The organism is Pseudomonas sp. HP_14 (genome assembly GCF_055283875.1).
Map to the genome: position 1 here is coordinate 342,434 of NZ_JBTOQI010000001.1, position 23,119 is coordinate 365,552.

The 23,119-nt window shown below is 56.5% G+C and carries 18 protein-coding genes; 11 read left to right on the plus strand and 7 right to left on the minus strand.

All coding sequences use genetic code 11. The features are described 5' to 3' along the window. Window positions 1-34: 34 nt before the first annotated feature. The gene (locus ACYASS_RS01445; protein ID WP_463584769.1) at window positions 35-847 is read right to left on the minus strand and encodes a crotonase/enoyl-CoA hydratase family protein; all 813 of its coding nucleotides are present in this window, start codon (window positions 845-847) and stop codon (window positions 35-37) included. Window positions 848-1,129: 282 nt separating this feature from the next. Between ACYASS_RS01445 and ACYASS_RS01450 the strand changes: the two genes are divergently transcribed. Continuing rightward, entirely contained in the window at window positions 1,130-2,614 is a 1,485-nt protein-coding gene (locus ACYASS_RS01450; RefSeq protein WP_463584770.1) for an ATPase domain-containing protein, read from the plus strand. Then, window positions 2,611-4,641 (plus strand): response regulator, encoded by a 2,031-nt coding sequence (locus ACYASS_RS01455; RefSeq protein WP_463584771.1) that lies wholly within the window; start codon window positions 2,611-2,613, stop codon window positions 4,639-4,641. Before ACYASS_RS01450 ends, ACYASS_RS01455 begins: the two co-directional genes overlap by 4 nt. Window positions 4,642-4,692: 51 nt before the next feature. Here the strand turns inward: ACYASS_RS01455 and ACYASS_RS01460 are convergent, their stop codons facing one another. The 5 genes from ACYASS_RS01460 to ACYASS_RS01480 all read right to left on the minus strand — a co-directional run bounded on the left by ACYASS_RS01460 (window position 4,693) and on the right by ACYASS_RS01480 (window position 11,336). After that, window positions 4,693-5,070 carry a response regulator gene (locus tag ACYASS_RS01460; protein WP_463584772.1) on the minus strand — a complete coding sequence of 126 codons (378 nt, stop codon included), beginning with the start codon at window positions 5,068-5,070 and terminating at the stop codon, window positions 4,693-4,695. A gap of 99 nt (window positions 5,071-5,169) precedes the next feature. Then, window positions 5,170-6,351, minus strand: a complete 1,182-nt coding sequence (locus ACYASS_RS01465) for a hybrid sensor histidine kinase/response regulator (RefSeq protein WP_463584773.1) — start codon at window positions 6,349-6,351, stop codon at window positions 5,170-5,172. Next, window positions 6,345-6,962, minus strand: coding sequence for a chemotaxis protein CheB (locus ACYASS_RS01470; protein ID WP_463584774.1), 618 nt, complete (start codon window positions 6,960-6,962; stop codon window positions 6,345-6,347). The genes ACYASS_RS01465 and ACYASS_RS01470 overlap by 7 nt, the downstream gene beginning before the upstream one ends. Continuing rightward, window positions 6,959-7,780 (minus strand): CheR family methyltransferase, encoded by an 822-nt coding sequence (locus ACYASS_RS01475; RefSeq protein WP_463584775.1) that lies wholly within the window; start codon window positions 7,778-7,780, stop codon window positions 6,959-6,961. The genes ACYASS_RS01470 and ACYASS_RS01475 overlap by 4 nt, the downstream gene beginning before the upstream one ends. 49 nt (window positions 7,781-7,829) lie before the next feature. Further along, on the minus strand, window positions 7,830-11,336 hold the full coding sequence (locus ACYASS_RS01480; protein ID WP_463584776.1) for a response regulator: 3,507 nt from the start codon (window positions 11,334-11,336) through the stop codon (window positions 7,830-7,832). A 267-nt stretch (window positions 11,337-11,603) separates the two neighbouring features. Between ACYASS_RS01480 and ACYASS_RS01485 the strand changes: the two genes are divergently transcribed. Continuing rightward, window positions 11,604-11,963, plus strand: a complete 360-nt coding sequence (locus tag ACYASS_RS01485; protein WP_243246893.1) for a response regulator — start codon at window positions 11,604-11,606, stop codon at window positions 11,961-11,963. Next, complete coding sequence (locus ACYASS_RS01490) at window positions 11,956-13,287, plus strand: glycosyltransferase (protein ID WP_463584777.1); 1,332 nt, start codon at window positions 11,956-11,958, stop codon at window positions 13,285-13,287. Before ACYASS_RS01485 ends, ACYASS_RS01490 begins: the two co-directional genes overlap by 8 nt. 133 nt (window positions 13,288-13,420) lie before the next feature. On the opposite strand, the gene cobF is transcribed toward ACYASS_RS01490, so the two are convergent. Then, a complete protein-coding gene (cobF, locus tag ACYASS_RS01495) occupies window positions 13,421-14,179 on the minus strand; it encodes a precorrin-6A synthase (deacetylating) (RefSeq protein WP_463584778.1) in 759 nt (252 codons plus the stop codon). A gap of 270 nt (window positions 14,180-14,449) precedes the next feature. Here cobF and ACYASS_RS01500 point away from each other — a divergent pair, with 270 nt between their 5' ends. From ACYASS_RS01500 to xylB, 7 genes are all read left to right on the plus strand, one after another. Beyond that, window positions 14,450-15,376, plus strand: a complete 927-nt coding sequence (locus ACYASS_RS01500) for a helix-turn-helix domain-containing protein (RefSeq protein ID WP_463584779.1) — start codon at window positions 14,450-14,452, stop codon at window positions 15,374-15,376. A 229-nt stretch (window positions 15,377-15,605) separates the two neighbouring features. After that, window positions 15,606-16,916: an ABC transporter substrate-binding protein gene (locus ACYASS_RS01505; protein WP_243246890.1), complete on the plus strand. Its 1,311-nt coding sequence runs from the start codon at window positions 15,606-15,608 to the stop codon at window positions 16,914-16,916. A gap of 73 nt (window positions 16,917-16,989) precedes the next feature. Then, window positions 16,990-17,922 carry a carbohydrate ABC transporter permease gene (locus ACYASS_RS01510; protein WP_243246889.1) on the plus strand — a complete coding sequence of 311 codons (933 nt, stop codon included), beginning with the start codon at window positions 16,990-16,992 and terminating at the stop codon, window positions 17,920-17,922. A gap of 10 nt (window positions 17,923-17,932) precedes the next feature. Further along, window positions 17,933-18,766: a carbohydrate ABC transporter permease gene (locus tag ACYASS_RS01515; protein ID WP_095093944.1), complete on the plus strand. Its 834-nt coding sequence runs from the start codon at window positions 17,933-17,935 to the stop codon at window positions 18,764-18,766. A gap of 239 nt (window positions 18,767-19,005) precedes the next feature. Beyond that, window positions 19,006-20,109 carry an ABC transporter ATP-binding protein gene (locus tag ACYASS_RS01520; RefSeq protein ID WP_243246888.1) on the plus strand — a complete coding sequence of 368 codons (1,104 nt, stop codon included), beginning with the start codon at window positions 19,006-19,008 and terminating at the stop codon, window positions 20,107-20,109. A gap of 17 nt (window positions 20,110-20,126) precedes the next feature. Beyond that, a complete protein-coding gene (locus tag ACYASS_RS01525) occupies window positions 20,127-21,611 on the plus strand; it encodes a mannitol dehydrogenase family protein (protein WP_463584780.1) in 1,485 nt (494 codons plus the stop codon). A gap of 7 nt (window positions 21,612-21,618) precedes the next feature. After that, window positions 21,619-23,100 (plus strand): xylulokinase, encoded by a 1,482-nt coding sequence (gene xylB / locus ACYASS_RS01530; RefSeq protein ID WP_463584781.1) that lies wholly within the window; start codon window positions 21,619-21,621, stop codon window positions 23,098-23,100. Window positions 23,101-23,119 lie beyond the last annotated feature (19 nt).

The following is a 23,119-nucleotide window of genomic DNA, read 5'->3' on the forward strand; positions in this document are numbered from 1 at the left end:
ATACGTTGATCTGATTCTCGCTCTGGCTTTCGCTCTAGTTCTCGAAAGCAGGCTTCTGCTTGCTCATCTGAGCAACCATGGCGGTTTTCAAGTCTGCTGATTGCAGCATGGCAGCGTTCCAGATAGCAACGTGTTCCAGCCCGTCATCCACGCGGTGATCACGCATATAGCTGATCATTTCCTTGGTGCCGGTGATGGCGATAGGAGACTTGGCGGCGATTTCTTTAGCAAGGTTCAACACGCCTTCGAGCAGACTGGTCGCGTCGGAAAAAACACGATTGACCAGCCCGATCTCTTTTGCCTCCAGAGCCTCAACCGTACGCCCGGTATACGCCAGCTCGCGCATGATGCCATCGCCGATAATCCGGGGCAGGCGCTGCAGCGTTCCCACGTCGGCGGCCATGCCCATGTCGATTTCACGAATCGCAAACTTTGCATCCTGAGCGCAATAACGCATATCGCACGCAGATACCAGGTCGATGGCACCGCCGAGGCAATAGCCTTGAATGGCTGCAAGCACCGGTTTGCGACAACGGTCAACCGCAGTAAACGAAGCCTGCAGCTGCTGAATCTTGCGCCGCAACGTTCGTGCATTACGCCCCGGGTCCTTCCCCAGTTCATTGGCCACAGAGGCCAACAGTTGCAGATCGATGCCTGAAGAGAAGTGCTTGCCCGCCCCGCTCAGTACGACAACCCGCACTTCATCGGTCTCATCAATCCACTGGAAAATATCAATGATTTCAGACCAGAATGCAGCGTCCATTGCATTGACCTTTTCCGGTCGATTGATCTGCACGTGGGCGATGTGATCACTCAGCTCTACAACAAAGGATTGGTAGTCAGACACGGAGGTTCCTCTCTTGATTTTTCTTGTTCTAGCCACGACCCGATTCAGCCAGAGACTATATCAAGGCTGGCCTTTAGGCGATAAGGCGGCGGATGTGCCAAGTGCCGGACACTTGTCCCAAAACGCGCCTGAACGCGGCCTGCACAGTGCAAAAGTCTGAACGCTCGCGGGGCACAGCGGTCAAGTAGTGTGTAAGTGGTATTAAGCTGTGTCATAGGCATTGACAGCACAGCGGCCGTTTTAAGGCTATGCCACACCCCTAAGGTCGCAAGAGGGCGATTCTTGACTACATCAAAAGCAGCAACCGGTATTGTGGGCCTCGATGACATTCTGGCGGGGGGTCTTTCCCGTCGGCACGTGTTTCTTCTCGAGGGCGAACCAGGCACTGGCAAAACGACAGTCGCTCTGCAGTTTTTACGTGCAGGCGCCCTTGCGGGCGAGCGCTGTCTGTATATCACTCTTTCAGAGACCGACATCGAACTGCGCGATGGCGCGAAGTCGCACGGCTGGGATCTGGATGAGAACATCGTAATTTTCGAGCTGACGCCGCCTGAAAGCCTGCTCAACTCTGAAAATCATCAAAGCTTGCTGTACTCGTCGGACCTGGAGTTAGGCGAAGCAACGCGGCAGATTTTCGAAGTGGTCGAACGGGTCAAGCCAACCCGAGTAGTGATCGACAGCCTTTCGGAAATCCGTCTGCTTGCGCAAAGCTCCCTACGCTACCGCCGTCAGATTCTGTCCATCAAGCACTACTTCAGTCGCTATGACGCGACGGTACTGCTCCTGGATGACTTGACCACCGAAGCACTGGACAAAACCGTCCACAGCGTTGCGCACGGCGTGATCCGGCTCGAAGAGCTAAACCCTAACTATGGCGCCGAACGACGTCGTCTTCGGGTGGTGAAGTACCGCGGGCAAAAGTACCGCGGAGGCTTCCATGATTTCACGATCATGTCCGACGGCATTCACGTATTCCCGCGCCTCGTTGCTGCGGAGCACCGGAATGACTATGACCGCGGCGTGATTTCAAGTGGCGTTGCAGAACTGGATGCGTTGCTCGGTGGCGGCATTGATGGCGGCTCCAGCACGTTGATCCTCGGCCCAGCAGGCACCGGCAAATCGCTGATCTCCATGGTCTTCGCTGCCGCCGCCGTGGCTCGCGGTGAACGCGTTGCGCTGTTTATTTTCGATGAAGAACTAGGCTTGCTGTTCAATCGAATGCGCAAAGTCGGCATCGACCTTGAAGCACTGCAGAAAACCGGCAACCTGCTGATTGAGCAGGTTGATGCTGCAGAGTTGTCGCCAGGCGAGTTTGCCCACAGGGTTCGCTCCAGCGTTGACACCAAGCAGATCAAAACGGTGGTTATTGACAGTATCAACGGCTATCAGGCGGCTATGCCCGAAGAAAATGCGTTGATCCTGCATATGCATGAGCTCCTGCTATATCTCAACCGCAAAGGAGCTTCAACGTTTATGACCGTCGCGCAGCATGGGCTGGTGGGCGACATGCGCGCCCCCGTCGATATCACCTACCTGGCTGACACCGTCATCCTGTTGCGCTACTTTGAGGCTCTGGGCCAGGTTCGACGTGCGGTTTCGATCATCAAGAAACGCACAGGCACACATGAGTCAACTATCAGGGAGTATCGAATCAGTCATCATGGCCTGAAAATAGGTGCCCCGCTTGAAGCCTTCCAGGGCGTCTTGCGCGGTGTCCCGCATTATTACGGCGAAGGCAGTCCGTTAATGCGGGATGAGGCGGAGTGAGTACCCCGGGGCTTTTATCGGAGCGAGCTATCATTCTCGCGCCCAGAGGGCGCGACAGTCAGATTGCTTTGATGATTCTGCAGGAGGCGGGTTTTCCCGCTCTCGTTGCGCACAACCTTGCGGATTTAAATGCCGAGCTGAATCTGGGCGCGGGCGTGGCAATCATTGCCGATGAGGCTTTACGCAGTACCGAGATAGGGCCATTGGTCGACAGCCTAGCCCGGCAACCTGCATGGTCGGATATGCCCATCGTGTTGCTCACCCATCACGGCGGACCAGAGCAAAACCCGTCAGCCTATCTCGGCACACTGCTGGGCAACGTTACCTTCCTGGAGCGCCCTTTCCACCCGGCAACGTTGGTCAGCCTGGTCACCACCGCAATCCGCGGCAGGCGACGTCAGTACGAAGCCAGGGCCCGCATGGCCGACCTGCTGGAAAGCGAAGAGCGACTGCAGAACGCGCTGAAAGCGGGACGTCTGGGGTCTTGGCAGCTGGAAGCAGAGTTTCTCAAGCTGGAATGCTCTGAGACCTCCCGCGCGCACTATGGGCGGGACCTGGACGCTTCATTCGAATACGAAGACTGGCTGGATGGTGTGTACCCCGAAGACCAGCCACGCATGCAATCTGCCCTGCAGCGCAGCCTTGATACCGGCGAAGACTTTGTCATCGAGTTCCGCAATCTGTGGCCAGATGGCTCGTTGAACTGGGTTGACGTGCGCGCACGGGCGATACGCGCCAAGAACGGCAGGGTCAGCTCGCTGACCGGGGTAACGTCGGATATCACCGAGCGCAAGCAGGCGGAAGTCCAGCTACGCCGTCTGAATGAAACCCTCGAACAGCAAGTTGAAGAGCGCACCTCGCAGCTCAAGCACAACGAGGAAGTCTTGCGTCAATCGCAAAAAATGGAAGCTGTCGGTCAATTGACCGGAGGCATCGCACACGACTTCAACAACATGCTTACGGGGATTATCGGCAGCCTCGAGCTGCTGCGCAGGCGACTGGCACGCGGCAAAATCGAGGACCTGAACAGCCTGATCGATCTGGGCGTGACGTCCGCCAACCGCGCAGCGGCATTGACCCATCGACTGCTGGCTTTCTCCCGCCGTCAGTCGCTGGACTCCAAGCCGGTAGAAATGAATCAACTGATCAACTCGATGGGCGAGCTGCTGCATCGCAGCCTCAATGAAAGCATCCGCCTTGAGTTACACCTTCACGAAACACTGTGGGTCGCTGAAGCCGATCCAAACCAGCTGGAAAGCGCCCTGCTCAATCTGGTGCTAAACGCCCGCGATGCCATGCCGGATGGTGGTCTGCTGGTGGTCGAGTCGTTCAATCAGCGGCTGGACAGATCCTTCACCAACGCTCACGAGAATCTTCTACCCGGAGATTATGTCGTGCTTAGCGTCAGCGATACCGGGTGTGGCATGCCGGAAAACGTCATTAGCCGCGCCTTTGATCCGTTCTTCACTACAAAGCCGATTGGTCAAGGGACGGGGCTGGGCCTGTCGATGATCTATGGCTTCAGCAAACAATCTCATGGCCACGTTTCCATCCAGAGCGTGGTCGGCAGCGGCACTACCGTCCAACTTTATCTGCCACGCTTCAAAGGTCAGCAAACTCAAGACGAGCAGATTTACCAGAGCACGGAAAGCCTTGCCAACGAAGGCGAAACGGTACTGATCGTCGAGGACGATGCCGCTGTCAGGGTATTGGTCAGCGAAGTGTTGAGCGAGTTGGGTTATGCCTTTGTCGAAGCCAGCACCGGCGCTGAGGCGGTACCGATTCTTGAATCAGGGCAGCGCGTCGATCTGCTGATCAGTGATGTGGGTTTGCCGGGCATGAATGGTCGGCAATTAGCCGAGATAGGTCGTCAACTGCGACCAGGCCTCAAGGTACTGTTCATCACCGGTTACGCTGAACACGCGGCGGTCAGGGCCGGTTTTCTTGACGATGGCATGCAGATGATTACCAAGCCCTTCGCCTTCGACAATCTGACGTCTAAGGTGAGGGAGATGATTGAGGTGTGACGGTTTCGGCGCCATCTGGAGGTCAGGGATGGCGCGGGAGGGATGATCGATTCAGGCCAGCAGCTTTTCGATCTGGGAGTGCAGGGTTTCCATATTGAACGGCTTGGCAAGAATCGGTGCCTTGGCAGCAATAGGACTGCCTGACTCAAGGATTTCCGCTGGGTACCCGCTGATGAAAATAACCTTCAACTCAGGTCGAAGCTTGACGGCGGGCTCAGCGATCATGACGCCGGAGATGCCGCCTGGCAGACGGTAATCCGTGATCATCAAATCCAGGTGGGGTTTGCTCGCAAGGATCTCGAACGCCTGCTCACCGTTTTCCGCCTGCAACACTCGATAGCCCTCGCCCGATAGATAATCGGCAAGCAACATCAGGATCAGCGGTTCGTCTTCGACGATGAGGACGACATTTTCTGCATCAGAGCTCATGGGACTGCCTTCGGTCTATAAATAGCTGCCTTTACGACCATGGCGGTTGCCGTAGGTTGCGTAAATATCGGATAAATCTGACGCCTACGATGCACGTCCTCAGACCGGCAGGCAGACCCTGAACATCGAGCCTTCGCCCTCTGCACTTTCAACAACGATTTCACCGCCATGGGCAGCGACTATCTGGTCGGAAATAAACAGGCCCAGGCCCAGGCCGTGGACGGCATGATTGGCGGCGACCCGCTCGAATTGCTGGAAGATACGCCGCTGGTTTTCCGCACTGATACCGATGCCCTGATCACGCACCTCGACCCGCGCCTGCCCATCAACGGCATACACCCGGACTTCGATAGGCTTGCGCGCGCCATAGCGCAACGCATTCGTCAGCAGGTTGGCCACCACCTGTTCGATTCGGAACTCGTCCCACACGCCGATCACCGGCTCTTCTGCGGTGAAGGTCACACTGGATTCCGCCGCCGCGATCTGTGCAGAAAAGCTTTCGAGCAGATTGCTCACGAGTTCGGCAAGATCAAACGCACTGGTACGGATCGACAGCTTGCCCGTGCGAATCCGTGACACATCGAGCATGTCCTCGATGAGGCGAATCAGACTCTGGATCTGGCGCTCATCGCGATCAACCATGGCCCGCATCTTGTCCATGGTGAACGCTGATGCGTTGTCTTTCGCCAGGTGCAGCTTGCGCAGCTGAGTTTCAAGGATCAGCCCGTTAAGCGGCGTGCGCACTTCGTGGGACACGATTGACATAAAGTCGTCGCGCATCCGCACGGCGTGCTCCAGTTCGTTCTGAGTAACCTGCAGCTTTGCCAGTAACAGCTCCTGCTCTCGACGACTCTGTTCCAGCGCCTCGACTTGCAGCTTCATGGCCTTGCGCTGTCGATACAGATCAACGAACACGTTGACCTTGCTCTTGACCGCATGGATATCCAGCGGTTTGTGCAGAAAATCCACCGCACCACTTTCATAGCCCTTGAACGCGTAGTTGAGCTCTCGTCCTGCGGCGCTGACAAACACGATCGGGATACTTTTGGTCCGGTCTGTGCCACGCATCAACTCAGCGAGTTCGAAGCCGTTCATGCCAGGCATTTGAACATCCAGAATGGCCATGGCAAATTCGTGCTGCAGCAGCAATGACAAAGCTTCATCGGCGGACAACGCCTTGTACACCTCGCGATCTTCACGCTTGATCAGCGCTTCGAGCGCCAGGAGGTTTTCCGGCAGATCGTCGACGATCAACAGCTTGGCTTGAATGTGATTCAGCATGCAATTCGTTCCAGCTCGACCAGCAATTGGCCTATATCATTTAAAGGCAGAAGGTAATCCGGCTCATGCAACGCAAGAGCAGCTTCAGGCATGGTGCGCGCCTGAGCCTGGTTGGGGTCCTGGATTACCGTCATACCGCCGGAATGTTTGATACACGACAAACCAAAGGCCCCATCATTATTGGCCCCGGTCAGTAGAAAACCTGCCAGACGCGGCCCATAGGCATCGGCGGCTGACTGGAAAAGGATGTCGATACTGGGCCGCGAATGGAATACACGATCCTCCTGGCTCAGCGACAGACTTAAATCGTTCTCCACCGACAAGTGATAGCCGGGAGCGGCAAAGTACAGCGTGCCAGGCACTATGTCCTCTTTGTCGTCTGCCTCTTTGACCCTGAGCGGCAGTCTTGCCTGAAACACCTGAGCCAACTGACTGCGGCGGTCTTCAGGCACATGCAGCACTGTAAGAATGGGCAGTCGATAGCCGACCCTGAGCCGCGAAAACACCTTTAGCAGCGCCTCGACCCCACCGGCTGAGGCGCCCACTACAATGGCGTCAACGACGGGTAACGCTTGATCACCCCCGGACGCCTCAGGAAAAGATGTCTTCATGACTTGCGGTAGATCCGTTCCGGTTTGACCAAAGGCTCGAACTGGCTGCTGTAATCGGAAAAATCCAGTGTTTCCTTGCTACCCAGTACCAGAAAGCCACGGTGGCAGAGCGAGTCGTGGAACAAACCAAAAGCTCGATTCTGCAGTTTCTTGTTGAAATAGATCAGGACGTTGCGGCAGGAAATCATCTGCGTTTCGGAAAACACACTGTCAGTGGCCAGACTGTGGTCAGCAAATGTCACGTTTTCGCGCAGGGTTTTATCGAAAATCGCGTAGTCGTAGGCACTGGTGTAGTAATCGGAAAAGGCACACTGACCACCAGCCTTCTGGTAGTTGTCAGTGTAAGCACGCACGTTTTCCATCGAAAAAATCCCTTGCTGAGCCTTCTCCAGCGAACTCGGATTAATGTCCGTAGCGTAAATAATGGTTCGGTCCAGCAACCCCTCTTCGCGCAGCAGGATAGCCATGGAGTAGACCTCCTCGCCCGTACTGCAGCCCGCGATCCATATCTTTATCGACGGATAGGTGCGCAGCAGTGGCACCACTTCCTGACGAATGGCCAGAAAGTGCGAAGGATCACGAAACATCTCGCTGACCGGAATAGTCAGAAACTGCAGCAGTTGCATGAACGCCTGGGGATCATGAATCACCCGCTCCTGAAGCGCAGAAACCGTGGTGCAGTCAAACTGGCGCAGCGCGTGACTGATCCGGCGCTTCACTGAAGCGCCGGAATAATCACGAAAATCGTAGCTGTATTTGAGATAAATAGCCTCAATCAACAGACGTATTTCGATGTCCGTGTTTCTGTCTTGAGACATAGCGGAACCTTTCACCTTGTGCTGGATGCTCACCTTGGGCTTGTCCAACTCAAATACGTTCCATTTTTGGTAGCCATACACGAATCAAAGAGAACAACCGATCCAGATCGATCGGCTTGGCCAGGTAGTCGTTGGAGCCCGCCTGGAGACAGCGCTCCTGATCGTCTTTCATGGCCTTGGCGGTCACCGCAATGATCGGCAGCTTGCGCCAGCGGGGGTCCTTGCGGATCTCGATGGTCGCTTCGTAACCGTCCATTTCGGGCATCATCACGTCCATGAGTACAAGGTCGATATCTTCGACCTCGTCCAGCTTGCTGATGGCCTCGATGCCATTGCGCGCCACTTCAACAACAGCCCCTTTGTGCTCCAGCGCGCTGGTCAGGGCAAAGATGTTGCGCACGTCATCATCGACCACGAGGATCCTGCGCCCTTCAAATACCTTGTCCCGGCTGCGCGCAGTCTTGAGCATCTTCTGCCGCTCGTTGGAGAGCTGCGACTCAACCTTGTGAAGGAACAGCGTGACCTCATCCAGCAGGCGCTCTGGTGAGCGCGCGCCCTTGATGATAATTGAGCGCGAATACTTCAACAGCTCGGCTTCTTCATCGCGGGTCAGATTGCGTCCGGTGTAGACGATCACCGGCGGGAACGAACAGATCTCGTCGGTGGACATACGCTTGAGCAAGTCATTGCCGAGCATGTCGGGCAACTTGAGGTCGATGATCATGCAGTCGTAGATATTGTCGCGCAGCAGATCCAGTGCATCCTGGGCAAAACCTACAGCGGTGATTTCGATATCGTCATCACCAATCAGTCGCGCAATGCTGTCGCGCTGCAGCGCATCGTCTTCAACCAGCAGGATGCGTTTGACCTTCTGGGTCAACTTGGACTCCAGCTTGGCAAACACATCCTTCAGTTCTTCGCGGGTGGTCGGCTTGACCGCATAACCCACCGCGCCCATGTGCATGGCCGCTTCCTGACGGTCTTCAACGGAAATAACATGCACGGGAATGTGTCGCGTAGGTGCCAGCTCTTTCAGACGCTGCAGAACCGTCAGCCCTGAATGATCCGGCAGACGCATGTCCAGCAGGATTGCGTCAGGCACGAATTGCGCAGCGAGGTTGAAACCATCATCGGCCGCATGGGCAACCAGGCAGTGGTAACCCAGCTCATGAGCCAGGTCGAAGAGAATCCTGGCGAAAGCCACCTCGTCTTCAATGACCAGGATACAGCGCTTGGTCGATGGCAGTTTTTCGCGATCATCGGCAAAAGTCGGCACCGGCGCCCGGGCCGGGGCTACAGGAACCTCAATCGGCGCAGGCGTCAGGAACTGCACAGGCAGCGCCGGTGCGGCAACAGGTGCCGGGATATCTCCCGGCTCTGACAGCAGCGGCTCGACGTACTGTTCTGGCAGGATCAGCGAGAAGATGCTGCCCTGCCCCGGTTCGCTGGTCACGCTGATTGAACCACCGAGCAACCGCGCAAGATCGCGGGAAATAGACAGTCCGAGACCCGTGCCGCCATAACGACGATTGGTGGTGCCGTCCGCCTGACGGAACGCTTCGAAAATACTTTCCTGTTGCTCCGCCGCGATGCCGATGCCCGAGTCGCGGACGGTGAACACAATACCCGCGCCAGGCTGGCGCGAGACCGTCATGCTGACGGTGCCGGTTTCGGTGAACTTGATCGCGTTCGACAGCAGGTTTTTCAGAATCTGCTCCAGACGCTGGCGGTCGGTGTAGAGCATGGTCGGCGCACCGGCCTGTAACTCCACGTGGAAGTCCAGCTTCTTGTCGACAGCCAGCGGCTGGAACATGTTGCGCAGCCCCTCGACCAGACGCGGCACGCTGCTGTTTTCAGGGCGCATATCCAGCTTGCCGGCTTCGACCTTGGAAATATCCAGAATGTCGTTGATCAAATTGAGCAAGTCATTACCCGCCGAGTAGATCGACTCGGCAAACTTGACCTGCTCGGCTGTAAGGTTCTCTGCCGGGTTCTCGGCAAGCAGCTTGGCCAGAATCAACGAGCTGTTCAGCGGTGTACGCAGCTCGTGGGACATATTGGCAAGGAATTCAGACTTGTACTTGCTGGAACGCTGCAACTCATCGGCACGGGCTTCAAGCTCCACCTGCGCAATGTTCAGTTCTTCGTTCTTGCGATCCAGCGCATCGCGCTGATCGGCCAGGACCTGAGCCTGGTCAGCCAGTTGTTCGTTGGTTTGCTCCAGCTCCGCCTGCTGAGTTTCCAGGTGAGCCTGGGATTCTTTGAGAATCCGTGATTGCTCTTCCAGCTCTTCGTTGGCGGTGCGCAGTTCTTCCTGTTGAACCTGCAGCTCTTCGTTGAGCTGCTGGGTTTCGGCCAGGACTTCCTGCAGGCGCTGGCGATAACGCGCGGCCTCAATAGAGGTGCCCACGTTATCAGCGATCAACTCCATGAACTCAACATCGCTTTCGGTCAGCGCACGCAGGAAACCCAGTTCGATGACGCCATTGACCTGATCGTCGTTGCTGGTCGGGACCACCAGGATACTGCGTGGATTGCCCTCACCCAGCCCGGAAGACACTTTGAAGTAATCACCCGGCACTTCATCAAGGCGAATGATCTGATCCTGCTGCGCGGCCTGGCCGATAATCCCTTCGCCGCTGTAAATCGATTGTTCGTACTGTTCCTGCTCCCGGGAAAAACCGTAGGACGCCACACGCTTGAGTCCGCCGTGCTCCTGACGCACATAGACGGCGGCGACAACGCTACCCAGATACTGAGCGAAGAACTGCAAAACGTTGCCGCCGAGGGTATTCAGGGTCAACTGTCCCAACACTTGCTCGGCCAACTCGCTCTGACCGTTGCGCAGCCAGGCGACTTTTTTCAGGCGTTCGGCGTTTTCGTCCTGAAGCTTGAGGTTATCGCCGTAGGTGCTTGAGAGCGCAAGCAAGTCCCGGCGACCGATGTACGCCAGGAAGCTACTGACGCTCAGTACGAAAATCAGATACAGGGTTACGCACAGGATTGTGGTGCGAGTGACATCGGCGTTGCGCGCCAGACGCAGCTGCTGTTCAACTGCGACAACTTCCTCGTACTGACTGCGGACCTCGTCAGTCAGACGCTTGCCTCGCCCGGTACGCAAGGGGGCAATGTATTCACCTTTGATCCGGCGCTGCTGGATCATTTCCTCAGCGTATTGACCCCAGTCGTCCTGCAACGCCTGAATGCGCTTGAGCCGGTCAACCTGGGGTGGGTTGTCACTGACCAGGGTCTCAAGCCCCTTGAGTTCCGCAGTAAGCGCTGGCTTTGCCAGTTCGTACGGATCGAGATAGTGCTCATCTCCGGCTAGCAGATAACCGCGCATGCCCGTTTCCATGTCGATGGAAAGTTTCAGCGCGCGATTGGTGTTGTTGATCACCCGGTCGGTATGCTCGACCCATTGAATGACCGACAGCAAGTAGCTGATCAGGCCAATGAAAAAGACCGCGCTGATGACGCCCACACTCAAAGGCAGAGTGACGTTGCGGCCAAGCAATTTACGAAAACGTTGCTCATCGACGGTAGACGGACGGATCATGGGTCATCCTTGGTGATCATCAAACCATGAAGTTTGCCGTAAACTTTAGAAAAAGACTCTCATTTCTGACACAGATAGCTGAATTTTCTGACATTTAATCCGACAGAAACCTGCCTAGCGCTTCACAATGGTTACAAAATGGCCACTACGCACTCAAATGGGTGCCTGTGTTTGGCTATAGGAACTTCCAGCGTTATTTTGTTTACTCATCAACGGTCGCATGCGTCACTGCTGCCGTTTATTGTCTCTATTTGAAGGAACTCACACATGTCTGCCCCCGCCAGCACCATTCTCGTGGTCGAAGACGACGCTATTGTCCGCATGCTCATCGTCGACGTGCTTGAGGAACTGGAATACAACGTGGTCGAAGCCGAGGACGGCGAAGAGGCACTGAAAGTGCTGCAGGACGGCTCCAGCGTCATTGACCTGATGATGACCGACCATGGCCTTCCAGGCATCAGCGGCGCTCAACTGGCGGTTAAAACCCGCGAACTTCGTCCTTCCCTGCCCATTCTGTTTGCCAGCGGCTATGCGGAAAACATCGATGTACCGGCAGGCATGCACAGCATCGGCAAACCGTTTTCCATTGATCAGTTGCGCGACAAGGTAAAAAGCATCCTTGGATAAGCATGACTCGCAGCAACTGCCGGAAAGTCCGGCCTTGAAAGCATCAACTCATGTATTGATTATTGGCTATGTGTGGCCCGAGCCCCGGTCGTCGGCGGCCAGCGGGCACATCATGCAATTGATTCAGTGCTTCCTTGAGCAAGGATGGCGCATCACCTTCGCCAGCCCGGCCACTGAGGGGGAGCACAAGGCGGATCTTGCCCGGCTGGGCATCGATGAGGTGAGCATCGAGCTCAACAACAGCAGCTTCGATATTTTCGTCCATGAACTGCAGCCGGATATCGTCCTTTTCGATCAGTTCATGATTGAAGAGCAGTTTGGCTGGAGGGTTGAAAAGCAGTGTCCGGGCGCTCTGCGAATCCTGGAGACATCAGACCTGCAAAGCCTGCGTCATGCTCGCCACCAAAAGCTAAAGCACCACCTTGCAAATGAATCTCAAGCTGATGATTTAAATGATTTTTTTTCATCATCACAGCACGACATCTTCTCTCTGATGGCAAACGGCGATCTGGCTCAGCGTGAAGTTGCAGCACTGTACCGCTCCGACCTCAGCCTGATGACCTCAGATGTCGAAATGCAGTTACTGACCAGCCGGTTTGGCCTGCCCGACGCCATTCTGCATTGGTGCCCGCTGATGGTCAGCAACGTACCGGCACCTGCCCGCCCGTTTGCCAATCGTGCTCATTTCCTGAGTATCGGCAACTTCCGTCACGCGCCTAACTGGGATGCCGTGCTCTGGATGAAGAACGCGATATGGCCGTTGATACGCCAGCAACTACCCAAGGCTCAGTTGCATGTCTACGGAGCCTACACACCGCCCAAAGCCACCGCGTTGCACAATGCGGCTCAGGGTTTTCATGTAATGAACTGGGCTGAAGATGCCTTGCAGGTCATGTCAGAAGCGCGCATATGCCTGGCTCCGCTGCGTTTCGGGGCAGGCGTCAAAGGCAAGATTGTTGACGCAATGCTCTGCGGCACACCAACCGTCACCACGCCGATCGGCGCCGAAGCCATGAGTGGTGACCAGCCATGGCCCGGAAGCATTGCCAGCAGCGCTGCGGACATCGCCGAAGAGGCCGTGCGCCTCTATCAGGATGAAAGCCTCTGGCAGCAGGCCCAGAGCGCTGGATGGGCGCTGCTTGAAGCGCGATACCGGCATCAGCAGCATTGCGCGAGCCTTATTGCACGTATCGACGCATTGCGCGAAAACCTTGAAGCTCACCGAACCGCCAATTTCACCGGGGCAATGTTGCGTCATCACCACCACAAGAGCACGCAGTACATGGCGCAGTGGATTGAGGCGAAGAATCGCAATCCGGTGTGACAAACAGAGGACCTGCAGCCGACTTGTTGGCGGAGCGAAATACCTGACTACGCAGGTCTACGCCTCGCTACCAAGCCACCTAAAAATTCTAAATATTGTTTAAAATCAAATACTTGAATTAAATATTTAGAATCTACATCTCATTCCTCAGCAAGTACGTATCCATGATCCAGCCCTTGTCCTTGCGCGCGGCTGCCCTCACCGCTTTGATTTCTTCACAGACTTCATCCAGCAGCCCGGCAATCAGGATTTCGTCCGGGGTCCCCAGGTACGCCCCCCAGTAGATATGCAGCCCCTGATTGAGAAAACGCTCGAATGTGCAATGCGCATCCAGCATAACCACCGTATTCTCGGGCGTTTCACTCTCCTCAAGCGCGAGCCTGCGGCCTGTCGTAATGTGGATTGACTCGCCAATACGGTTCAATGGAATACGATGCTGGGCAGCCAGCGCTTGCACACTGCTTATTCCAGGAATTACTTCATAATCAAATAGTTGTGGAGTGCTCATGAGAATAAGCTCGAAGATACGCAACGTACTGTCATACAGGGTTGGTTCACCCCAGATCAGGAATGCCGCGGTTTGCCCGGGTTCCACTTCATCGATGATCAGGCGTTGAAACAGTGCCGCCCGCTGCTCGTGCCACAGGGTGACACCTCGCTGGTAGGAATGGGGATCATCCTCCCGAGACGGATCGCTGACCTGAAGAATGCGGTAGTCATCATGCGTGATGTAGCGCTCACAGATGTCTCTTCTCAGGCGCAGCAAATCATCATTTGCATAGCCCTTATCCAGAACGAAAAACACCTTGGCGCGGTTAAGCGCATTGATTGCCTGAACAGTGATCTGCTCCGGATTGCCAGAGCCTATGCCAATCAGCAGAACGGTTTTCATGAGTTGATTCCATGCAGTGCAAGCCATTTGGCTCAGTCACTTAAACGCTGTGGGAGCTGAGCTTGCTCGCGATAAGAACGCTGCGATCTGAAGTGAACCGCGCCAGCCTCATCGCGAGCAAGCTCAGCTCCCACAACACCACTGATGAGGTGGGCAAATATAGAATCTCCCACAAGGGGTGCACTTCAGATCAAGTCGGCTTGTCGGGGTTTGATCGCCCACCCAAATAGTGCACATTAGCAGTCTGGCATTCTGCATACAGGCCATACCATGACAAAAACAACAAGGGTCACAGACCCGTCGTACGAATTGATGGACGACCATAACGGCCTGTCTATCATCTACCGCGAACACGGCTTCCCCTGCCCGCTGGTGCGCTGGCACTTCCACAAGGAATACGAGTTGCACCTGATCGTAGCCAGTTCAGGCAAGGTCTTCGTGGGTGACTACATTGGCAATTTCTACCCGGAAACGCTGTTCCTCACCGGCCCCAACCTGCCCCACAACTGGATCAGCCAGGTCGCCGAGGACGAAGTGGTCAGCAAACGTGACATGTTGGTGAATTTCACCGATGAGTTGCTGGAGAGCGGCAGTCAGATATTCGCTGAACTGAAAACTCTGGCGCCTTTGCTGGAGCGCGCTCAGTACGGTATCGAGTTTCGCTGTAAACGCACCATCCGCAAAGCCACCCAACTGATGCAGAAGATCGCCGACTCCAAAGGCATCAGCCGCCTTGGGCACTTCCTCATCCTCCTTGAACTGCTGGCCGTGTGCGACGACTACCAGTTGCTGTCAGGCAGTAATTCAGCCCCCATCGCGGATGAACACAGCGTAGATCGCACCAACCGCGCAGTGGATTACATCTTTGCCAACTACGCCCGCGAACTGCCACTGGAAGAAGTCGCGGAGTATCTGGGCATGAAGCCCACGTACTTTTCCCGGGTATTCAAACAAGCCACCGGGCGTTGTTACGTCGAATTCGTCAATCGCCTGCGGATAAGTAAATCCTGTGAGCTGCTGGCCGACGGCGACAAGCCGGTCACTGATGTCTGCTTTGAATCAGGTTTCAACAATATCTCCAACTTCAATCGACGCTTTCAACAGCTCAAGGGCATGACGCCTTCGCACTATCGGCGCCTGGCCGTTCAGCGCCTGACTGAGCAAAACCTGTACTCATTCACCCCGCCTGCGCGCTGAGCGTCTACGCTGAGACTGCGCCGCAGACTGTCGCAGGCCGGTTGCGACAGTCTCGTGTGGATTTTTTCGCCTGCCGATCACTGCAGAAAAGTATCAGTCGAAGTGTCACGCAGGATTTGTCATCTGCCTCGGCGCCCGTTGTAATCCATGAACATCTTCCTTGCCTCCGGAAGACACAAAAACAATAACTGACCTTCTGTAGCCTTTGGGCGCGGAAGAGGAGTGATAAATGAAGACCTCTGCAAAAGTTCTGCTTGCCGGTACCTGTCTGACACTCTGCGCCACCGCCTCTGCGGGCGACGTCACCATCGCCACGGTCAACAACAGCGACATGATCCGCATGCAGCGGCTGTCGAAAACGTTCGAAGAGCAGCATCCCGATATCAAACTGAAGTGGGTCGTACTGGAAGAAAACGTTCTGCGCCAGCGTCTGACCACTGACATCGCCACCAAAGGCGGCCAGTTCGACGTGCTGACCATTGGCATGTACGAAGCATCGCTGTGGGGCGCCAAAGGCTGGCTTCAGGAGATGAAGGACCTGCCTGCCAGTTACGCACTGGATGACGTTTTCCCGTCGGTACGCGACGGGTTGTCGGTGGATGGCAAACTGTTTGCGCTGCCCTTCTATGCCGAGAGTTCGATCACTTACTACCGCACCGACCTGTTCAAGGCCGCGGGCCTGACCATGCCGGAACGTCCTACCTGGACACAGATCGCCGAGTTCGCCGACAAACTTACCGACAAGTCCAAAGAACAGTACGGCATCTGCCTGCGTGGCAAAGCGGGCTGGGGCGAAAACATGGCGTTGATCAGTACCGTCGCCAACTCGTTTGGCGGACGCTGGTTTGATGAGCAGTGGAAGCCGCAGTTCGACCAGCCTGAATGGAAGAACGCGCTGAACTACTACGTGAACACCATGAAGAAGTCCGGTCCTCCGGGTGCTTCGAGTAACGGCTTCAACGAAAACCTTGCGCTGTTCAACAGCGGCAAATGCGCAATCTGGGTCGATGCCAGCGTCGCCGGCTCATTCGTGACAGACAAGAGCCAGAGCAAGGTCGCTGACAGTGTCGGCTTCACCTACGCACCTCATGAAGTCACCGACAAAGGCTCCGCATGGTTGTACTCATGGGCACTGGCAATCCCGACCAGTGCGAAAAACCAGGCCGACGCCAAAGCCTTTACCGAATGGGCAACCTCAAAAGAGTACGCAGCATTGGTAGCCGAGAAAGATGGCGTGTCCAACGTACCACCAGGGACTCGCGCTTCGACCTACACGGATGCTTACAAGAAAGCCGCGCCGTTCGCGAACATCACGCTTGAGTCTTTGAAGGCCGTGACGCCAAAAACGCCGACCCTCAAACCTGTTCCCTATGTGGGCATTCAACTGGTGACCATTCCGGAGTTCCAGGCTATCGGGACCTCGGTTGGTCAGCAGTTCTCCGCCGCACTGGTGGGCACGGCAACGCCTGATGCCGCGTTGAAAAACGCGCAGACCTCGACCGAGCGGGACATGAAGCGAGCGGGTTATCCGAAAAAGTAGTCGCTGCTGACTATTGGTCGGGGGCGACGAGCGCCCCGACACCCCGCTTTCCTTTGTCGCCAGGATCTTCGCCATGACAACCTCAACTATCACGCCTCAGGCGGCTACGCCCAGTGCCAATTCGCAAGCCAAAGGCAGCGTGACCAAACCAGGCTGGTTTCTGGTCAGCCCGTCAGTCCTGCTTTTACTAGTGTGGATGGTCGTCCCGCTGGGCATGACCATTTACTTCTCGCTGATCCGTTACAACCTGCTCAACCCTGGCGAGAACGAATTCGTTGGTCTGGAAAACTTCGAATACTTCGTGACCGACAGCGGATTTATTCCCGGCGCGACCAATACACTCCTGCTCGTCGGTAGCGTGCTGTTGATCAGCGTGGTGTTGGGTGTGCTGATTTCTGCACTGCTGGAGGCCAGCGAGTTCCTCGGTCGCGGCATTGTCCGGGTATTGCTGATTTCGCCGTTTTTCATCATGCCCACCGTAGGCGCGCTGATCTGGAAGAACCTGATTTTCCATCCCGTGTCCGGCATTCTGGCCGCGGTCTGGAAGCTGTTCGGCGCCCAGCCTGTGGACTGGCTGGCCAATTACCCACTGCTGTCGATCATCATTATTGTCTCGTGGCAGTGGCTACCGTTCGCCATTCTGATCCTGATGACCGCCATGCAATCGCTGGATCAGGAGCAAAAGGAAGCCGCCCGTCTCGACGGTGCCGGGCCTATCGCTATTTTCTGGCACCTGACGCTGCCGCACCTGGCACGGCCGATTGCTGTGGTGGTGATGATTGAAACCATCTTCCTGCTCTCGGTATTCGCCGAGATCTTCACCACCACTAACGGCGGGCCGGGTTTCGCCTCGACCAACCTGGCGTACCTGATCTACAACCAGGCGCTGCTGCAATTCGATGTGGGCATGGCGTCCGCTGGCGGTTTGATTGCCGTGGTTATCGCCAACATTGCCGCAATCATCCTGATCCGGATGATCGGCAAAAACCTCACCGACAAGTCCTGAGGGCCAAACAATGATGACGCTCAAACAATCACGACGTCTGCAAAGTGTGCTGCTCGGGACGTTGTGCTGGCTGATCGCGGCGCTGATTTTCTTCCCGATCTTCTGGATGGTTCTGACCAGCTTCAAAACCGAAATCGACGCGTTTGCCACACCTCCGCAGTTTATCTTCACCCCGACCCTGGAAAACTACCTGCACATCCAGGAACGCAGCGACTACTTCCACTTTGCCTGGAACTCGGTGGTCATCTCGTTCAGCGCGACGATTCTGTGCATGCTCATTGCCGTGCCCGCGGCTTACTCCATGGCTTTTTTCGAGACCAAACGGACCAAAAGCACGCTGCTGTGGATGCTCTCGACAAAGATGCTGCCCCCGGTGGGCGTGCTGATGCCGATCTACCTGCTGGCCAAGACCTTTGGCCTGCTGGACAGCCGCATTGCGCTGATCGTGATCTACACGCTGATCAACCTGCCCATCGTGGTCTGGATGATTTACACCTACTTCAAGGACATCCCCGGCGAAATCCTCGAGGCGTCCCGGCTTGACGGCGCCAGCACTCGCCAGGAGATCTTCAAGGTCCTGATTCCAATCTGCAAAGGCGGTCTGGCGTCGACCGCACTGCTGTCACTGATCCTGTGCTGGAACGAGGCGTTCTGGTCACTGAACCTGACGTCATCCAACGCCGCGCCCCTGACTGCACTGATCGCGTCCTACTCCAGCCCCGAAGGGTTGTTCTGGGCCAAGCTCTCGGCCGTCTCGACCCTGGCGTGTGCGCCAATCCTGATCTTCGGCTGGATCAGCCAGAAACAGCTGGTGCGCGGCCTGTCGTTCGGTGCCGTCAAGTGATTAACACCAACCCTGTAGGAGTCGCCCAAGTGCCCCTGAAACCCAGCTGTCACGAATCAAACACAGCTCCATGTGGGAGCGGTGCTTGCCCGCGATAAGGGCGCCGCGGTCTGGAGGGTGAATCGCGATAGCGGTCTGTCTGATACACCGCCATCGCGGCCTCGCGGTGCTCGTGCGCTCCTACAGGGTGTCGCTTTTACCCATTTCTGAAATATCGAAGAATAAAAACGGAGGCCTCCATGGCTAACCTCAGCATCAGAAACCTGCAAAAAGGCTTCGACGGTCACCAGATCATCAAAGGCATTGATCTGGACGTAAAAGACCGTGAGTTCGTGGTATTCGTTGGTCCGTCGGGCTGTGGCAAGTCCACCCTGCTACGTCTCATCGCCGGTCTGGAGGACGTGACTTCCGGCACTATCGAACTCGATGGCCGTGACATCACCCAGGTCACGCCCGCCAAACGTGACCTGGCCATGGTGTTCCAGACCTACGCCCTGTACCCGCACATGACCGTGGGCAAGAACCTGTCTTTCGCTCTGGATCTGGCCGGTGGCGACAAAGCTGTGATCAAAAAGAAAGTCGATGAGGCGGCGCGCATTCTTGAGCTGGGTCCCTTGCTGGAGCGCAAACCCAAGCAGCTTTCCGGCGGTCAGCGCCAACGGGTCGCGATCGGCCGCGCTATCGTGCGCAACCCGAAAATCTTCCTGTTCGACGAACCCTTGTCGAACCTCGACGCCGCGCTGCGGGTGCAGACACGCCTGGAGCTGTCTCGCCTGCATAAAGAACTGCAAGCGACCATGATTTACGTGACCCATGACCAGGTCGAAGCCATGACCCTGGCCGACAAAGTCGTGGTGCTGAATGGCGGCAAGGTCGAGCAAGTCGGTTCTCCGCTTGAGCTGTACCACCACCCGGCCAACCTTTTCGTCGCCGGTTTTCTGGGCACGCCAAAAATGGGCTTTCTCAAAGGCATTATCAGCCGGGTCGACGCCGACGGTTGCGAAGTGACTCTGGATGCAGGGGCCAGGATCAACCTGCCATTCGGTAATGCACAGCAGAGCGTTGGCGACCCGGTCACCCTCGGTATTCGTCCGGAGCATCTGAACATCGCCAAAGAAGGTGACTGCCAGATGGAGGTCATCGCCGACGTCAGCGAGCGTCTGGGCAGCGACACCTATTGCCACGTGCGGACCCGCTCGGGCGAGGCGTTGACCATGCGTATTCGCGGGGACCTGGCCAGCCAGTACGGCGACACGCTCAACCTTCATCTCGATAGCGCTCACTGCCACTTGTTCGACGCTCAGGGGTTGGTGATTGCCAAAGCCTTGCCGGTCGCAGCCTGAAATCAGGAATTATTGTCATGAAATTGAACAAACAGAATTTGTCTCAGCTCGGTGACGGTATCGCCCTGCCTGACTACAACCCTGAAGCCACAACTCAAGGCATTGCCCACATCGGCGTAGGCGGTTTCCATCGGGCACATCAGGCGTTTTATACCGACGCGTTGATGAACAGCGGCCAGGGCCTGGACTGGAGCATCTGTGGCATCGGCCTGCGTCCGGAAGACCGAGGCGTGCGCGATGCACTCGCGGGGCAAGATTATCTCTACACACTGTATGAACTGGGCGACACGCCTGATACGGAAACAAGGATCATCGGCTCGATCAGCGGCATGTTGCTGGCCGAAGACGATATCCAGGCGGTCATCGACAAGCTTGCCAGCCCGCAGATTCGCATCGTTTCGCTGACGATCACCGAAGGCGGTTATTGCATTGATGACAGCAATGGCCAGTTCATGATCCACCTGCCGCAAATCCAGCACGACTTGAGCTATCCGCAAGCACCGCGCACGGTGTTCGGGCTGCTTTGTGCGGCATTGGCAAAACGTCGCGCAGCAGGGATACCCGCCTTCACGGTGATGTCCTGCGATAACCTGCCGCATAACGGCGCGGTGGCGCGCAAGGCCCTGCTGGCCTTCGCTGCACAGGGTAATCCTGATCTGCACGACTGGATCGCCGAACACGTGAGCTTCCCCAACGCCATGGTCGACCGCATCACGCCGATGACCAGCACAACCCATCGCCTGAAACTGGCTGACGAAAAAGGCATTGATGATGCCTGGCCGGTAGTCTGCGAACCTTTTGTGCAATGGGTGCTGGAAGACAAATTCGTTGATGGACGCCCGGCCTGGGAACAGGTTGGCGTGCAGTTCACCGACGACGTCACACCCTACGAAGAGATGAAGATCAAGCTACTCAACGGTAGCCACCTTGCGCTCACCTATCTGGGCGCACTGAAAGGCTACCGCTTCGTTCACGAAACCATGAACGACCCGCTTTTCGTCAGCTACATCCGCGCGTACATGGACCTGGACGTCACGCCGCAATTGGCTTCAGTGCCCGGTATTGATCTGGAAGGCTACAAGGACACGCTGATCGAACGGTTCTCCAATCAGGCGATTGCAGATCAACTGGAGAGAGTCTGCTCGGACGGTTCGTCGAAATTCCCGAAATTTACCGTCCCGACGATCAATCGGCTGATTGTCGACCAGGGCAATCTGGAGCGTGCGTCCCTGGTAGTCGCAGCGTGGGCGCTGTATCTGCAACGCCACGAAGGCGAAAACGGGGTTGCCTATAAGGTCGTCGACCCGCGCGCTGAATTCTGCAAGGCGCTGGTGGCCGATGATGTATTGATCACCCAGCGCTTGCTGGCAGTCGAGGAGATATTTGGTGCAGCTATCCCTCAGTCCGCCGAATTCGTCGCAGCCTTCGAAAAGAACCTGAACAGCCTCAAGCAGTTGGGCGTCAGCAAAACGCTGGAAAGCCTGTTGGCTAAAACCGTGTGAGGTGCGCATGTTTCTTGGAATCGATTGCGGCACCCAAGGCACCAAGGCCATCGTACTCGACGCTGTCACGGGTCAGGTACTGGGACAGGGATCAGCCCCGCACAGCATGATCAGCGGCCATAACGGCCGACGTGAGCAGGACGTCGAACAATGGCTGTCAGCCTTCGAGCAGGCGACTGCCGAGGCGCTTCTTCAGGCGGGAATATCCGGGCAGCAGATCCTCGGCATTGGCGTATCCGGCCAACAACATGGCTTGGTACTGCTCGACGATAACGGCCAGGTGCTGCGCCCGGCGAAGCTGTGGTGCGACACCGAAAGCGCGCCGCAGAATGATCGATTGCTAGAATATCTGGGAGGCGAAAGCGGCTCGCTGGAGCGCCTTGGTATCGCAATCGCGCCGGGCTACACCGTGTCGAAGCTGCTCTGGACCAAGGAGGAGCATCCCTCGATATTTGAGCGGATCGCCAAAATCCTGTTGCCCCATGACTACCTCAACTACTGGCTTACCGGCCGTTGCGCCAGTGAGTATGGCGATGCCTCGGGCACCGGCTATTTCAATGTGCGCAGCCGTCAGTGGGATCTGGCGCTACTCGAACACATTGATCCCAGTGGCAACTTGAGCCGCGCGCTGCCCGAGTTGCTTGAAGCGCACCAGCCGGTGGGCACTGTTCAGCCGGATATCGCCAGGCGTCTGGGCATCAACCCGCAGGCGCTGGTCTCCAGCGGTGGCGGTGACAACATGATGGGCGCCATCGGCACCGGGAACATCCATCCGGGTGCGATCACCATGAGCCTTGGTTCTTCGGGTACCGTCTATGCGTTTGCCGACCGGGCAAGTGTCAGTGAGCAGGCGTCAGTGGCAACCTTCTGCTCTTCGTCCGGCGGCTGGCTCCCGCTAATTTGCACGATGAACCTGACCAATGCGACGGGTGCCGTTCGTGAGCTGCTGGGACTGGATATCGCGGCCTTTAACCAGGCAGTCAGCCAGGCCCCGATCGGCGCCGAAGGCGTGTCGATGCTGCCGTTTCTCAATGGCGAGCGTGTACCCGCTCTGCCCCATGCCACCGGCAGCATACTGGGCCTGGACGCCACCAACCTCAATCAGTCCAACCTGTGCCGAGCGGTCGTCGAAGGCACCACCTTCGGTTTGCGTTATGGCCTGGATCTGCTGCGTGCAAGCGGTATCAGAAGCGATAACATTCGCTTGATTGGTGGCGGAGCCAAAAGCCCGATATGGCGGCAGATCGTTGCCGACATTATGGACACTCCCGTGGTCTGTACCGAGCAGGCTGAAGCCGCAGCTTTAGGTGCCGCCATTCAGGCAGCCTGGTGTCATGCCAGCGTCGATCCGGGCGGGGAAAGTCTGGACAGTCTGTGCACCCGCTGCGTGAATCTGGATAACAGCAGTGAAACCCGGCCCATTGCCCAGAACGTCGTTGCTTATCAGCAGGTTTATCAGCGATATCGCGACCAGTTGCAGGCCATCTAGGCCGCACCGGTGAAATTAC